Raw genomic sequence first — 15,363 nt, 5'->3', positions numbered from 1 at the left:
CTGTAGAGACGCACCGCAGTGCGTCTCCCTCAATATATTTAAGCGTTACGTTAATTTTGGTTCACGCAGATTCGGCAGAATTTTTTCTCTGGTTATTATCCTTTAGTAGAATTTAAACACAACAGTTATCACGCCACGTCTGTAGAGGCGCACCGCAGTGCGTCTCCCACAATATATTTAAGCGTTATGTTAATTTTGGTTCACGCAGATTCGGCAGAATTTTTTCTCTGGTTTGGTTTGTTTTACGGCTTAGTTTGTGGAATATATTGTGGAATATATTACGGGAGACGCACTGCGGTGCGTCTCTACATTGCGTGCGTTTATCTTTTCAGAATTATATTGTGGTTCTTCTCCCGAAGTTTCGGGACGCTCAGAAGGACAAACTGAGTAACATACAATAAATCTTAAAATCCTGATTCTTTAAGTCTTGTCTCTAAGAAGTCTAAAAATCTAACTAATCTAATGTCAAAAACGCTTTCCCAAGATTTGTAATAATATCGGATGCTATAAATGACTGATATCCTGTTTCGGGTAAGGCAATATCTGCGGTTAAACCGTGTATGTAAACTCCTAATTGAGCAGCTTGAATTGGTAAATACCCTTGCGCCAGTAAACTTGTGATTATTCCGGTTAGGACATCTCCGCTTCCTGCTGTTGCCAATGCTGCATTTCCTGTGGTATTTTGGTAAATAGATTCGCCGTTTACGATATGTGTTGGCGCGCCTTTCATGACTATGATTACTTTATATTGTTTGGAAAATTCTATTGTTTTTTCAAATTTTTCGCTGTCAGAAGTCCAGTTTCCTATTAAGCGTTCTAGTTCTTTCGGATGTGGCGTCAGTATGGTATCTGGTTGTAGCAAATCATACCAAGCTTTATTCTGTGATAGGATATTTAGTGCATCGGCATCGATAACTAGTGGAGTTTTATTTGTTTTTAAAAACTCATAAAATGCTTTTTGTGTGTTGGATTCCTGCCCTATTCCTGGGCCTATTCCTATGGCTTGTGATTTTATATCGAATATGATTTCGGATATGTATTTTTCATGTGTTGTGGTTACCACCATAACTTCGGGAATTGTAGATTGGAGGATTTCGTAGCCACATTTTGGAATGTGTGTCGTTACGAGTCCGCAGCCTGATTTTATACAGGCTTTGGATGCTAAAACAGCTGCTCCTATCTTGCCATAACTTCCTGCAATTATTGCTGCATGTCCTTGTATTCCTTTGTGTGTTTTGGGATTTATAGGCTTGTAAATCTGTTGAATCTCGGCTTGGGTTATGAGAATGGGTATTTTCATGAAATGGGTATTTTTATTAAAATTACAAAAAACCATGATTCAAAAATCATTAATATTACCTGGTAAGCTCTAGCCCTGATAATAGCGGCATCCTTTATGTTCCGCCGCGGCGGACATAAAGATATAGCGAATAGCAGGAAACAGCTACTAATTTTTGCGATTTTTATAATTTTGAGTACTTGTTTACAACATTTTTTGAATAAATTTGCGATTAACTTTTATAAACACACACAATGAAAAATACTGCGCTAACGCACATACATGAGGGTTTGGGAGCGAAAATGCTACCTTTTGCTGGTTATAATATGCCTATTTTATACGAGGGTGTAAATGCTGAACACGAGACGGTTCGTAGTAGTGTGGGCGTTTTTGACGTTTCGCACATGGGAGAATTTTTATTATCTGGTCCAAATGCTTTGGCTTTGATTCAGAAAGTAACTTCGAATGATGCATCGGCGCTTACTATTGGTAGAGCTCAATATTCTTGCTTACCTAATAATGATGGCGGAATTGTAGATGATTTGATTATTTATAAAATGAAAGATGAAGAGTATTTACTTGTTGTAAATGCTTCGAATATTGATAAGGACTGGAATTGGATTTCTTCGCACAATGATTTGGGTGTGGATATGAAAAACCTATCGGATGATTATTCTTTGTTAGCAATACAAGGGCCTAAAGCTGTTGAGGCTATGCAAAGTTTGACTTCGGTTGATTTATCGGCTATTCCTTATTACCATTTTGAGATTGGTACTTTTGCAGGAATCGATAATGTAATTATTTCGGCTACAGGTTATACTGGTTCTGGTGGTTTTGAGATTTATTGCAAAAATGATGAGGTTGAACTTATCTGGAATAAAGTGTTTGAAGCTGGTGCTGCTTTTGGTATTAAGCCAATAGGATTAGCGGCTCGTGATACGTTGCGTCTAGAAATGGGTTTCTGTTTATACGGAAATGATATTAACGATACTACTTCGCCTCTTGAGGCTGGATTGGGTTGGATTACAAAGTTTACTAAAGATTTTACGAACTCTGAGAACCTGAAAAAACAAAAAGAAGCTGGTGTTACTAAAAAACTTGTTGGTTTTGAGATGCAGGAACGTGCTGTACCTAGACAAGATTATGAAATTGTTGATGGTTCTGGAAATGTAATCGGGGTGGTAACATCTGGAACTATGTCTCCATCTATGGGTATTGGTATTGGGTTAGGATACGTAACTATCTCAAACAGTGCTGTAGATAGCGATATCTTTATTAGAATTAGAAAAAATGATGTTCCTGCGAAAGTGGTAAAATTACCTTTCTATAAGAAATAATACTTTCTGGCATCAATATTTTAGTGAGATTATACTCTTTTTATAAAAAAAATTAGCGTAATTTTAGTTTAAATGTTGATACCCGATTTATGAAAAAATTTTCATTAGTATTTCTGCTTGTTGGTTTCTCTCTGTTTGGTCAAAATAGTGACTCTACATGTGAAATATTAACTAAAATAAATGCGCTTATTCAAAGCGAGCATATTCAGCCAAAACCGGTAGATGATAGTCTATCGGTTTTTGTTTTTGATAACTTTATCGATGACCTTGACCCTTCCCGAAATATTTTCCTGAAATCGGAATACGATGCGCTTGCCAAAAAATACCGCTTAAATATTGACAATCTTATTTTGAATAAAGATTGTAGTTTCCTGAATGATATTGTTACTAAATATCGTAATGGTCTTATAAGAAACAAAGCTGCCTTAGAAAAAATCCTGACTCAACCTATTGATTATTCTGCGAAAGATACGATTCGATTTTACAAAAAATCTTTTCCCGTATATATGAAGGAAACCGAAATTGAGAAGGTTTGGCGTAAAAAAATGCGCTACGAAATTCTGGATGAAATCTCTGAAATAAGTTCTAATCTGGACTCGCTTAAAGCGAATTTCGCTTCTCTTGAACCGATTCATAAAAAAACTGTTCTTGATAACGAAATATGCCGAATTAATACGCTTTTGCAATCGGGAAAAAATCCTCAAGAAAAACTATATAACTATTTCTGTACGTATTTTGATCCTCATACTGCCTATTTTAGCGATGATTCAAAATCTAGTTTTGTAGCTTCTTTATCCAAAGAGCATTTATCTCTGGGTTTAAATGTGAATTTGAATGAAAAAAATGAGATTATTGTAGATGAATTAGACCCTAATGGTCCTGCTTTTAAAACTGGTCAGATAAAAAAGGGAGATCAAATTATCTCTATCTCTAACCAAAAAGAAACTTTAAAGGTTTCGTGTGCCACGCTTGAATCTATTTCGACCATGATTTTATCTGAGTTGAATAAAACTATCATTCTGACTCTTAAAAGAAATTCTGGGAAAAGTTTTGAAGTGAGCATCGAGAAACAAATTATGAAGGATGAAGAAAACTCTGTTTTTAGCTTTATAATTGGTAAAGAAAGTAAGATTGGTTATATAAAAATCCCTAGTTTTTATGCAGATTTAGAAGGAAATAGCGGAAAAGGTTGTGCTGATGATACTGCGAAAGAAATTATTAAGCTACAAAAAGACAATATTAAAGGTCTGGTTATCGATTTAATAGATAATGGTGGCGGATCTATGGAGGAAGCCATAAAACTAGCCGGAATGTTTATAGATAGCGGCCCTATCTCGATTGTGGTTGATAATAAAAAGGAACAATCGGTTATAAATGATCCTTATAAAGGTATGCTTTATAAAGGTATTGTTGTGGTATTGGTAAATGGCAACACGGCTTCGGCTAGTGAGTTCTTTGCTGCAATTATGCAGGATTATAACAGAGCATTATTATTGGGTAGTACTACGCTAGGAAAAGCTACAATGCAAACTATACAATCTCTGGATGAGAAAAAAAACACCGACTTCCTGAAAATAACTATCAATAAATTTTACAGGATAACAGGAAAGAGTCACCAATATATAGGTATAACTCCCGATGTGGTTCTTCCTGAGTTTTACGAAAACATTATCCAGAAGGAGAAAAATTTCCCTACGGCAATTAAAAACGATAGTATTGTTCCTGTTTTAAGATTTAGACCTTATGTAAAAAGAAGTCTTATAAATAGCTTAGCAGATGATAGTAGTATTAGGGTTGCTGCGAGTGATTATTTTAATAATATTATCCAGATAAATCAAAAAATAGACCAGCTTATTAATATTCCTCAAACTGAAATTCCGATGACTTTGGATGCTGTTTTTAATCAGAAAAAATCAAGAAGTATTTTGTGGGAAGAAATAAACGCTTTTAATAGCAAGAATAGTCCACTTGAGATTTATAATTCGACCGTTAACCAATTTCTGCTAGGTATTTATCCTACCGAAAAAGTTATGAATCAATATCAAATTAATAATCTTAAAACTAATCCGTACTTAAATGAGGCTGTAAATATTATTAATGATTTTAATGCAGCTAATTAGTATTCGGTCTCGGTTTACAGTATTCAGTGGCAGTGTTTAGTCTCTGTATTCGGTGCCAGTTTAAAACTGAATACTGAAATTATTGACTACTTACAATGTAGTATATATTCTCAATTTACATTTTACTGTCACCAGTTTACATTTCACCAAAAAAAACATAGTGTTTGTTTTTGTAAAATAACTAATAACTGTATTTTTGCAACTCAAAATAAAAAATTAGCAATGGGAAGAGCGTTTGAATTTAGAAAAGGTAGAAAAATGAAACGTTGGTCGGCAATGGCCAAAACATTTACCCGTATTGGTAAAGATATCGTAATGGCCGTTAAAGAAGGTGGTCCTAATCCGGATGCCAACTCTAGACTAAGAGCGGTTATACAAAATGCCAAAGCAGCCAACATGCCTAAAGACAACGTTGAGCGCGCTATAAAAAATGCCAGCAATAAAGATACTGCCAACTATAAAGAAATTTTATTTGAAGGTTATGCTCCTCACGGAATTGCAATATTAATAGAAACTGCATCTGATAACAATAATCGTACTGTAGCCAATATTCGTAGTTACTTTAACAAATGTAACGGAACTATGGGAACGCAAGGTTCGGTTGAATTTATGTTTGACCATACTTGTAATTTCCGAATCCCTAAAGGTAATCTTGATCCTGAGGAATTAGAATTAGAATTAATCGATTTTGGTGCTGAAGAGGTTTTTGAAGATGAAGACGGAATTTTAATTTATGCTCCTTTTGGAAGTTTTGGAACTATCCAAAAAGAATTAGAAAACAGAGGACTTGAAATTTTATCTTCTGGTTTTGAACGTATTCCACAAATTACGAAAGAACTTACCGAAGCTCAAATTGCAGATGTAGAGAAACTTATCGAAAAAATTGAAGAAGATGATGACGTTATGAACGTATATCATACGATGAAAGAAGAGTAATTTTCACTTTTATACTATATACTAAACTTCAGAGAAATCTGGAGTTTTTTTTGTTTACTGAACATATAGAGCTATTTATTAGCCATTATTTTCTGTCTATTAATTCACAACCTCAACAATACTCGCTATCTAAGACCTTTATAAAGCTCTGCTGCTGATTTATCTACAAAAAAAACACTCTAGCCTCAAATCATTAATATCAACGCTTATTCAGCTTAATATTTAGTTTTCATTGTAAAACTTGGATAGAAGTAATCAAAAATTTTGAAGTAAGTTCACTAGATTTGTGGAAAAGATTCAATATTGAATTCAAAGGCAGAAAGTATATTACAGATGAAGGTCAATTTCAATCTTGTAAAAACGTTGCTGATAAACATCCGTCGGGATACCTAGGGAATTTAGTTAAAAAAGTAATGGAAGCCAATCCTCCATCAAACCAAGAACAAGTAGTTGTTGAAGTAACACATCAAAGTTTTGGAGGTGAAGTTTTGTTAGGATATAATTTCAAAAAATCAGAAAAATCAGAAGAAGATTTATTTCTTTCAACTGGATGTCATCCATTATTGAGAGATCTAATAAAGTATATGAATTTTATTAGAAATAGTGTTATTGGTTTAACAGGCAATGTTACAAATCCAGAACTTGCAAATAGACTTTTAGATATTGATAAATTAGACAAACTTACAAGAGCAGGACGTGCTGGTTTTCATGGAGAAATAAGGGCTTTAAGTACTGCTTTATATAAACTAGGGAACAAAGCTACTGAGCAATCATTATCTGAGTTTGAAATGTTTATAAGAAGTAATGGAGATAATGTAATGCAAAGATGCCCATGCTGTTTTCATATTTCTTTTGGTGTAAAAGTTTTAGAAGGTAAATAAATTATAATATGACAGTTACATTTAATAATAAGGATTTTGAGTTTTTTTATCATACTAGTGAAGATTCTTGGATAAGTAAAGAATTAATTACTTTAAAAAGTAAAAATTATTTATTTAAATTTCGAATAGAAATACAATTAAAAGAATTTGTAAACAAGCAATTTAATGAAACTCAAATTCCAGAATTTTTATCATTTCTAGAAGAAAATTTAAGTGATCAATTAGATGTTATTGCAAAAAAAATATTGATTCCGTTTAATCAAATAATTGATTCAGAATATTCTAATCATTTAGATAAATTTAGATTTGAGTTTAACACAATATATTATAAAGAACCGGGGAGATCTTTTAATACGCTTTATAATAAAATTGGCTTTAATTATTCATTGTGTTACCAACTATTCCATTCTGATTATGTAGAATGTTATGCTCCATATACATTTTATTTTGTTGATTTTTTAAATACTACATTAGTAGGTTGTCGAGTAGATCTACCTTATTAAATAAATTATGAAGAATAAATTATTTGAAGAACAACAGGAGTTTAAGCAATATTACGATTTACAGAATAACCTCCGTGATAAAGTAATTAAACAAGATCAATTACCAGAGATAATTAAATATATTGCAGGAGTAGATGTTGCATACAATGATGGCTCAGATAAAATGATTGGTGCCATAGTAGTTTTAAATGCGCAGACTTACGAAGTAGTTGAACAGGCTTTCCATGAAATGGAAATTACTTTTCCTTATGTTCCAGGTTTATTTTCCTTTAGAGAAATTCCTCCCTTAATAGAAGCTTTTAAAAAACTTACAATAAAACCAGATTTGATTGTTTGTGATGCTCAAGGAATTGCCCATCCTAAAGGAGTTGGTATGGCAACCCATCTAGGAATAGAATTAGATATACCAACAATTGGATGTGCTAAAAAAAGATTGGTTGGCAGTTATGATAAAACTTTATTAGGACAAAAAAGAGGAGATACTCAAGAACTAATTTACAATAATGTTCTGGTTGGTAAGACACTCCGAACACAGGATAACACAAATCCTATGTATGTATCAATAGGACATAAAATCTCTCTTGAAACGGCCATAAATTGGGTATTAAAATTAACACCTGATTATAGGCTTCCTGAAACAACTAGACAAGCTGATCATTTAGTGAATTCTCTTTTAAAAAATAAGTAATCAACTCTCAAAAACAAAAAAACTCCAGATATCTCTGGAGTTTTCTATATATAGAAAATAATATTTTATCTATTTTACAAATTCAATTTTTTGAACTTCTTCTTCATTGACACTGTCAAAGAAACCTTGTTCATTCATCCAATCATCGCTAAATACTTTACTCATGTAACGTGAACCGTGATCAGGAAATATTGCAATTATATTGCTGTCTTTTGTAAACTCACCTTCTTCTGCATATTGTTTGATCGCTTGCATTACCGCTCCAGATGTATATCCTACAAATAAACCTTCTTTTCTGGTAATTTCTCTGGCTGAGTGAGCACTTTCTTCATCGGTAACTTTTATAAATTTATCGATGATATCAAAGTCTGTAGCCGAAGGGATAAGATTTTTACCTAAACCTTCTATGCGGTATGGATAAATTTCTTTATTATCGAATTCTCTTGTTTCGTGGTATTTTTTTAATACCGATCCAAAAGCATCAACTCCTAGAATTCGAATGTTTGGGTTTTGTTCCTTTAAGTATTTTGCAGTTCCCGAGATTGTTCCTCCAGTTCCGCTACAGGCTACAAGGTGTGTAATCTGACCTTTGGTTTGTTCCCAAATTTCTGGTCCTGTAGTGTTATAATGTGCATCAACATTTAATTGATTAAAATATTGATTAATATAAACCGAACCTTTGGTCTCTTCATGTAGTCTCTTGGCAACATTATAATAAGAACGCTCATCATCTGCAGAAACGTGCGCTGGGCAAACGTATACTTTGGCTCCTAGACTTCGTAACATATCGATTTTGTCTTTGGATGATTTTGAGCTAACAGCTAGAATGCAATTATATCCTTTTATAATGCTTACCATTGCTAAGCTAAAACCTGTATTGCCCGAAGTAGTTTCTATAATTGTATCTCCTGGAGATAAAATTCCTTTCTTTTCGGCCTCTTCAATAATATATAATGCGATTCTATCTTTTGAGGAATGTCCCGGATTAAAAGCTTCTACCTTTGCGTAGAAATTGCCTTCTAACTCTTCAGTGATTTTATTTAGTTTAATAAGCGGTGTATTGCCTATTAGTTCTAAAACGTTGTTGTAAGCAGTTATTTCTTCTTTCATAAAAAAATAGTTAATCGAGGGTATTTTTAAATTAACCTCGACAGGTTGCAAATTTAACAAAAAAATTCTAATTACCTTTTAATTTTCTCTAAATCTAATAAAAAACTAAACTCTTTGGCAAGTTCCTTTAGGGCTTCAAAACGCCCGGAAGCACCGCCATGACCCGCATCCATGTTTGTATGAAGGAATAATAAATTATTATTAGTTTTTTTATTTCTTAATTTAGCTACCCATTTAGCAGGTTCCCAATATTGCACCTGAGAATCATGTAAACCAGTAGAAATGTACATATTAGGGTATTTTTGAGCACTTATGTTATCATATGGTGAATAAGACAACATATAATCATAATATTTCTTTGTATTAGGATTTCCCCACTCATCATACTCTCCAGTAGTTAACGGAATACTACTATCTAACATTGTGGTCATGACATCTACAAATGGTACTTGAGCAATTACACCGTTATATAATTCGGGTGCCCAATTTACAATAACACCCATTAAAAGCCCGCCTGCAGAGCCTCCTTCGGCATATAAATGTTCTGGTGAAGTATATTTTTGCTCAATTACGTGTTTAGAGCAATCTATAAAATCTGTAAAAGTATTCTTCTTTTTCAATAATTTCCCATCTTCATACCATTGTCTTCCTAAATCTTCTCCTCCACGAATATGTGCTATTGCAAAAACAAAACCTCTATCTAGTAATGATAATCGTGTTGAAGAGAAATAAGTATCCATTGTAATTCCGTATGATCCGTATGCATAAAGTAATAACGGGTTTTTACCATTTTTCTCCAATCCTTTACGGTAAACCATAGAAATTGGCACTTTTACACCATCTGTAGCAGTAGCCCAAATACGTTCTTCGATATAGTTATCCTTATCAAACTTCCCTCCTAGAACTTGTTGTTCTTTTAGGATTTCTTTGGTTTTCGTTTTCATATTAAAATCGATAACCGAAGATGGTGTTGCTAACGATTGATAGCCATAACGTAAAATATCCGTGTCAAAATCAATATTTGTTGTGGTATAAGCACTGTAGGTCTCACTGCCAAAAGGCAAATAATAATCTGGTTCCCCATTCCAAGGCATGATTCGGATGTGGTTTAAACCATTCGAACGTTCCTCTACAACTAAATAATTCTTGAAAATTTCAATGTCTTCTAATAAAACATCTTCTCTATGCGGAATAAGATCTTTCCAGTTTTTCTTTCCAGTAGCATTTTCAGGCGTTTTCATCAACTTAAAGTTCGTCGCCTTGTCTTTATTGGTCAGAATGTAAAAATGGTCTTCAAAATGCGAAATACTGTATTCTAAACCGCGAACACGAGGCTGAAAAACAACAAACTCTCCATCTGGATTATCAGAATTTAGTGTTCTATATTCGGTAGTAAGTGTACTTCCTGAACTAATTACAATATATTTACGGGATTTCTCTTTACCTACAGAAACATTAAAAGTATCATCAGTTTCTTCAAAAACCAAAACATCATTTATAGAATCTGTATTTAATTTATGTTTAAAAACTTTATCAGCACGCAATGTAACCTCATCTTGTTTTGTATAAAACATAGTTTTGTTATCATTTGCCCAAACTGAACTTCCAGTTGCATTTTCTATTTTATCCGAAAGAATTTCGCCAGTTTCTAAATTTTTTATCTGAATGGTATAGATTCTTCTTCCGACTAAATCCTGCGCAAAAGACACAAATTTATTATCAGGACTTATACTCAATCCACCTAATTTAAAGTAATTATGTCCTACCGATAACTCATTACAATTAAATAAGATTTCTTCATCGGCAGTTAAGCTTCCTTTTTTACGAGAATAAATTGGGTAATCTTTGCCCGTTTCAAAACGAGTAATATAAAAATATCCATTATAAAAATAAGGAACCGACTCATCATCTTCCTTAATCCTGGCTTTCATCTCCTCATATAATGCTTTCTGTAGATCTTTAGTATGCGCTGTCATACTTTCGTAGTAAGCATTCTCTTGATTTAGATAGTCAATAACTTCAGGATTTTCTCTATCATTCAGCCAAAAATAATTATCAATTCTAACTTCTTTATGTTTCTTTAATGACTTAGGAATTTCTTTAGCTATGGGGGCAGCAATTTTATTTGGCATTTTTTGGATTTTAATTTTAAAATGAAAGTACAAAAATAACATAAACGAACGGGTAACTAAATGCTTTTTTATCTAATTAACACTTGAATTTAAATTTGAATTAGTAATTTCGTTCCATAATTTAAAAACAACCGAAAATGGATTTAATGGGAATGATGGGAAAACTTAAAGAAACCCAACAAAAAATTGAAGATACAAAGAAACGATTAGATACGGTTTTAATAGATGAACAAAGTGCTGATGGATTATTAAAAGTTACTTTGACAGCTAACCGAAAAATAAAATCAATTACAATTGCTGATTCTTTATTAGAAGATAAAGAGCAATTAGAAGATTACCTGATTGTAACATTAAATAAAGCAATAGAAAAAGCTACAGATGTTAACCAAACCGAGCTTGATGCTGTCGCAAAAATGGATATGCCAATGATTCCTGGAATGGATGATTTGTTTAAGTAAGGTACAAAGGTTAAAAAAAGCTACAAAGGTTCAAAGGTTTTACATCATTAGTAAACTTTGAACCTTTTTTATTTCTAAGACTTTTAAAACTTAACAGAATAGATAAAAAAATTCAGAGACTCAAATATTTTACACCAATTAGTAAACTTTGAACCTCTGAGCCTTTGTTTCTCTGTACCTTTCTTAAACCTTTTTTTTCTAAAACTTCTGAAGCGTTTCTAAAACATATGTATGCATTACTTGTCTATAATCAAGATGTGTTACAATCCTAAGTTTTCCGTTACCCATTGAACTTATCGAAATATTTTTTTGTTTTAATTTTTCTATCAAAAGCTGATCACTGAAGTTCGGCTGCAATGAGAAAATTAAAATATTCGTCTCTACAGGTTCTACTGAAGCAACCCAATGTTTTGTTAGCAAAACCGCTTCGATTTCTTTGGCTCTTCTATGATCTTCTGCTAATCTTTCTAAGTTATTTTCTAAGGAAAAAATTGCAGCTGCCGCCAAATAACCAACCTGACGCATTCCTCCTCCCAACATTTTTCGGATTCTTAATGCTCTTTTTATATCGGCTTTAGTTCCTAATAACATAGAACCAATTGGAGCACCCAATCCTTTTGAGAAACAAACCGAAATGGTATCGAATATTTTTCCAAATTCTTTCGGATCTTGTCTTTTTGCAACTAAAGCATTCCAAATTCTGGCTCCATCTAAGTGGAATTTCAAATTATTAGCATCACAAACTTGTTTTATCTTCCTTAAATCTTCAAGTTCATAACATGCCCCTCCACCTTTATTAGTAGTATTCTCTACACATACTAAACTTGTTAATGGACTATGATAAAACTCAGGGTCATTAATTGCTGCTGCAACCTGCTCGGCAGTAATCATACCACGATGTCCATCTAATAAACAACAAGAAACACCGCTATTAAACGAAGCTCCTCCTCCTTCATAATGAAAAACGTGTGCATATTTATCGGCAATTAATTGCTCTCCTGGTTGTGTATGTAATTTTATTGCGGTTTGATTTGCCATGGTTCCAGATGGAAAAAATAACCCTGCTTCCATACCGAACATTTCTGCTACTCCAGCTTCAAGTTCAATAACCGTCGGGTCTTGCTTGTAAACATCATCTCCTACTTTAGCATTGAACATGTATTGCAACATTTCAATACTAGGTTTGGTAATGGTATCGCTAATTAAATTTATTTCCATATTCTAAAAACTGTATCTTAATTTTACACAACAAAATTACGTATTACTAATAGTTATTTTAAGCAAGTTTTAGTAAAATTTAACTTGTAAATAACATCAGAACCAAATTAACGTATTATTTATAAAAAACATATAAACACACATTAATAGTTTTAAATAAATTTTAAAATCGGCTAACTAATTTTAAAAAACATATTCACGTAAGTTATATTTTCCATTATTATTTGTGCTATTACGCTATAATATAAACTTTTAGTATTCTTTTTTCTCCAATGAAATTTATTTCCATATTCTAAAAACTATATCTTATTTTTGTCCAGCATAATTACGTATTTACTAATAGTTTTTTTTTAAAAACACTTTTCTGTAAAATCTAATCTATAAGTAACATAAAACCGAATTAGCGTACTATTTATAAAATATAAAACTACTATTAATTTATGACAACTACCGAACAAATAAAAGGTATTGTGGAGCGCCTTGGTGCGTTGAGGAGGTATCTTTGACGTTGATGCCAAATTAATTGAAATCGCCAACGAAGAAGAAAAGACTTTTGCACCTGATTTCTGGAACAATGCAAAAGAAGCCGAGGTTATTGTAAAAAATCTAAGAAACAAGAAAAAATGGATCGAAGATTATAACAAAGCCATCGAACTTACTGATGAGTTGCAAATTGCCTATGATTTTTACAGAGAAGGAGGACTTTCGGCTGAAGAATTAGATGAGCATTATAAAGTTGCGCAATTACATATCGAAAATATCGAGTTTAAAAACATGCTTTCAGACGAAGGTGATAGCTTAAGTGCCGTAGTACAAATTACTGCTGGCGCCGGAGGAACCGAAAGTTGCGATTGGGCAGGAATGCTTATGCGTATGTATATGATGTGGGGCGAAAGTTATGGCTACAAAATAAAAGAACTTAACTTTCAGGCTGGTGAGGTTGCAGGTATCAAAACCGTTACTCTAGAGTTTGAAGGAGATTATTCTTTTGGTTATTTAAAAGGAGAAAACGGCGTACATCGTTTAGTTCGAATTTCCCCTTTTGATAGTAATGCTAAGCGTCATACCTCATTTGCATCCGTTTATGTTTATCCGCTTGTCGATGATAGTATCGAAATTGATATTAATCCTGCCGATATTGAAATTACAACTTCTCGTTCTAGTGGCGCAGGAGGGCAAAACGTAAATAAGGTTGAAACCAAAGTACAATTGGTCCACAAACCAACAGGAATTCAAATTCAATGTTCTGAAACAAGATCTCAACAAGACAACAGACAACGTGCCATGCAAATGTTACGATCTCAGTTATACGAAATCGAATTAAAGAAACAGCAAGCACAACGTGCCGATATCGAAGCTGGAAAAATGAAGATAGAATGGGGATCACAAATTAGAAACTATGTGATGCAACCGTATAAATTAGTCAAAGACGTTCGTACAGGTTATGAAACCAGCGATGTCGATGGCGTAATGAATGGTGAAATCGACCCTTTCCTTAAAGCATTCTTAATGATGATGGGACAAAAAGAAGAAGAATCTTAATCTCAAACAAATAGTTAACCCAGCATTTTTTTTGCTGGGTTTTTCTTTTACTATAGTGGCCCAACTAAAGAAACACCAACGCCTACTGTAGTTTGCAAATTATTATAATCAATTAAAGTTTCTCCGTATCCATGCGAAACCAAAAGAAATCCTTTTAAATTTCCTGCAATTGGATATGACCACGAGAATGCGGCATTCCCCCTATTTCTATCAAAATTTAAATTATTACTTCCTGTAAAAGTAAAAATGCTCTTATTGTTAGTATAAATAATATTTATATCTCCACGACCTATATATTGAGCAATATCCGGGTTATCATCTTTTTCCGAACGAAGCCTTAGCCAAGGCCTCACATAAACACTCCAATTATCACGGTCAAACCCTAAATGAAATATAATCCTGTTCCAACTTCTGGAAAAAGGCAAACCTTTACCATTAGATTCATGATTAAATGCAACACCAGCCATTCGCATATTAAACCCTAAAATATTAAAGTTAAGTGGGTAATTAAAAATAACTTCAGGCTCATAATTAATTTCTCTAAATGGCCTTGACAAACTCTCGTTATAAATCTGCCATTGCGATGCTTGCGTATATCCAACCCATAAATCGCCTTTTCCAAAAAGCAGATTGTGAAATATTTTTGTTTTAAAACTAAGCTGAAATTTAGTTTCAATATTATTATAGTTCGTTCCTGGTGGTGCAACATATTCGGGCTTACCATTTCCTGAGTATGGTTGCTCATTTGGCGAACTATACCAATTAGCAGGCAAAATATAAATAGACTTATATGGTGTTATCAAAAATGTTCCGTTAGATGACTCAGGAGTTAACTCCCATCTCTCGGATATTGTATGAAGTTTATTAGGCTTACTAAATAAGTCTTTAACCTGAGAATAAGCAAATAAGGAATTAAATAACAGGAAAAAAAGTATGTTTTTAATAGAAAATAATTTCATGAATGTTTGGTTAAATTTTATCATAAAAATACTGCTTAAAAAGCCGTTACTCTTATATTTTTACATTAAAATCTTATATTATTTGTGCTCTTATTTATCTACCATTTCCCATATATCAGTACTAATCGCTAGATAAACCAAAAAAGAACCATTAAAGTTAGCAAATCAAAAAACTGTTAACAATTTAATAGATTTAATAA

General features: G+C 32.9%; 13 protein-coding genes. 8 read left to right on the top strand and 5 right to left on the bottom strand.

Annotated features, from left to right (window positions below):
• Window positions 1-454: 454 nt before the first annotated feature.
• Window positions 455-1,300, bottom strand: coding sequence for an NAD(P)H-hydrate dehydratase (locus tag B8T70_RS14255; RefSeq protein ID WP_086895269.1), 846 nt, complete (start codon window positions 1,298-1,300; stop codon window positions 455-457).
• Between the two features lie 233 nt (window positions 1,301-1,533).
• Here B8T70_RS14255 and gcvT point away from each other — a divergent pair, with 233 nt between their 5' ends.
• From gcvT to nfi, 6 genes are all read left to right on the top strand, one after another.
• Window positions 1,534-2,616, top strand: a complete 1,083-nt coding sequence (gene gcvT, locus B8T70_RS14250) for a glycine cleavage system aminomethyltransferase GcvT (RefSeq protein WP_086895268.1) — start codon at window positions 1,534-1,536, stop codon at window positions 2,614-2,616.
• An 89-nt stretch (window positions 2,617-2,705) separates the two neighbouring features.
• Window positions 2,706-4,736, top strand: coding sequence for a S41 family peptidase (locus B8T70_RS14245; RefSeq protein WP_086895267.1), 2,031 nt, complete (start codon window positions 2,706-2,708; stop codon window positions 4,734-4,736).
• A 222-nt stretch (window positions 4,737-4,958) separates the two neighbouring features.
• Complete coding sequence (locus B8T70_RS14240; RefSeq protein ID WP_035621292.1) at window positions 4,959-5,672, top strand: YebC/PmpR family DNA-binding transcriptional regulator; 714 nt, start codon at window positions 4,959-4,961, stop codon at window positions 5,670-5,672.
• A 284-nt stretch (window positions 5,673-5,956) separates the two neighbouring features.
• Window positions 5,957-6,553: a hypothetical protein gene (locus B8T70_RS14235; RefSeq protein ID WP_086895266.1), complete on the top strand. Its 597-nt coding sequence runs from the start codon at window positions 5,957-5,959 to the stop codon at window positions 6,551-6,553.
• Window positions 6,554-6,561: 8 nt separating this feature from the next.
• Window positions 6,562-7,056 (top strand): hypothetical protein, encoded by a 495-nt coding sequence (locus B8T70_RS14230; RefSeq protein WP_039115056.1) that lies wholly within the window; start codon window positions 6,562-6,564, stop codon window positions 7,054-7,056.
• A 7-nt stretch (window positions 7,057-7,063) separates the two neighbouring features.
• The gene (gene nfi / locus B8T70_RS14225; RefSeq protein ID WP_086895265.1) at window positions 7,064-7,744 is read left to right on the top strand and encodes a deoxyribonuclease V; all 681 of its coding nucleotides are present in this window, start codon (window positions 7,064-7,066) and stop codon (window positions 7,742-7,744) included.
• A gap of 69 nt (window positions 7,745-7,813) precedes the next feature.
• Here the strand turns inward: nfi and B8T70_RS14220 are convergent, their stop codons facing one another.
• Both B8T70_RS14220 and B8T70_RS14215 read right to left on the bottom strand, forming a co-directional pair.
• Window positions 7,814-8,854: a PLP-dependent cysteine synthase family protein gene (locus tag B8T70_RS14220; protein ID WP_039115060.1), complete on the bottom strand. Its 1,041-nt coding sequence runs from the start codon at window positions 8,852-8,854 to the stop codon at window positions 7,814-7,816.
• A gap of 71 nt (window positions 8,855-8,925) precedes the next feature.
• Window positions 8,926-10,986, bottom strand: coding sequence for a S9 family peptidase (locus B8T70_RS14215; RefSeq protein ID WP_086895264.1), 2,061 nt, complete (start codon window positions 10,984-10,986; stop codon window positions 8,926-8,928).
• A 137-nt stretch (window positions 10,987-11,123) separates the two neighbouring features.
• On the opposite strand from B8T70_RS14215, the gene B8T70_RS14210 reads away from it, so the two are divergent.
• Window positions 11,124-11,444, top strand: a complete 321-nt coding sequence (locus B8T70_RS14210; protein ID WP_039115062.1) for a YbaB/EbfC family nucleoid-associated protein — start codon at window positions 11,124-11,126, stop codon at window positions 11,442-11,444.
• Window positions 11,445-11,642: 198 nt separating this feature from the next.
• On the opposite strand, the gene B8T70_RS14205 is transcribed toward B8T70_RS14210, so the two are convergent.
• On the bottom strand, window positions 11,643-12,662 hold the full coding sequence (locus B8T70_RS14205) for a low specificity L-threonine aldolase (protein WP_039115063.1): 1,020 nt from the start codon (window positions 12,660-12,662) through the stop codon (window positions 11,643-11,645).
• Between the two features lie 440 nt (window positions 12,663-13,102).
• Between B8T70_RS14205 and prfB the strand changes: the two genes are divergently transcribed.
• Window positions 13,103-14,204 (top strand): peptide chain release factor 2 gene (gene prfB / locus B8T70_RS14200; RefSeq protein ID WP_123912112.1). Its coding sequence is split into 2 segments (ribosomal slippage): window positions 13,103-13,165 and window positions 13,167-14,204, totalling 1,101 coding nucleotides; the frame shifts between segments, so codons are not numbered across the junction.
• A gap of 50 nt (window positions 14,205-14,254) precedes the next feature.
• Here prfB and B8T70_RS14195 read toward each other — a convergent pair.
• Window positions 14,255-15,163 carry a phospholipase A gene (locus B8T70_RS14195; RefSeq protein ID WP_086895262.1) on the bottom strand — a complete coding sequence of 303 codons (909 nt, stop codon included), beginning with the start codon at window positions 15,161-15,163 and terminating at the stop codon, window positions 14,255-14,257.
• Window positions 15,164-15,363 lie beyond the last annotated feature (200 nt).

The sequence above is a fragment of the Flavobacterium sp. AJR genome, assembly GCF_002156885.1.
In the GTDB taxonomy this organism is placed as follows: domain Bacteria; phylum Bacteroidota; class Bacteroidia; order Flavobacteriales; family Flavobacteriaceae; genus Flavobacterium.
The sequence above is the reverse complement of the archived record's forward strand: the minus strand, read 5'-3'. Positions and strand labels throughout refer to the sequence as shown.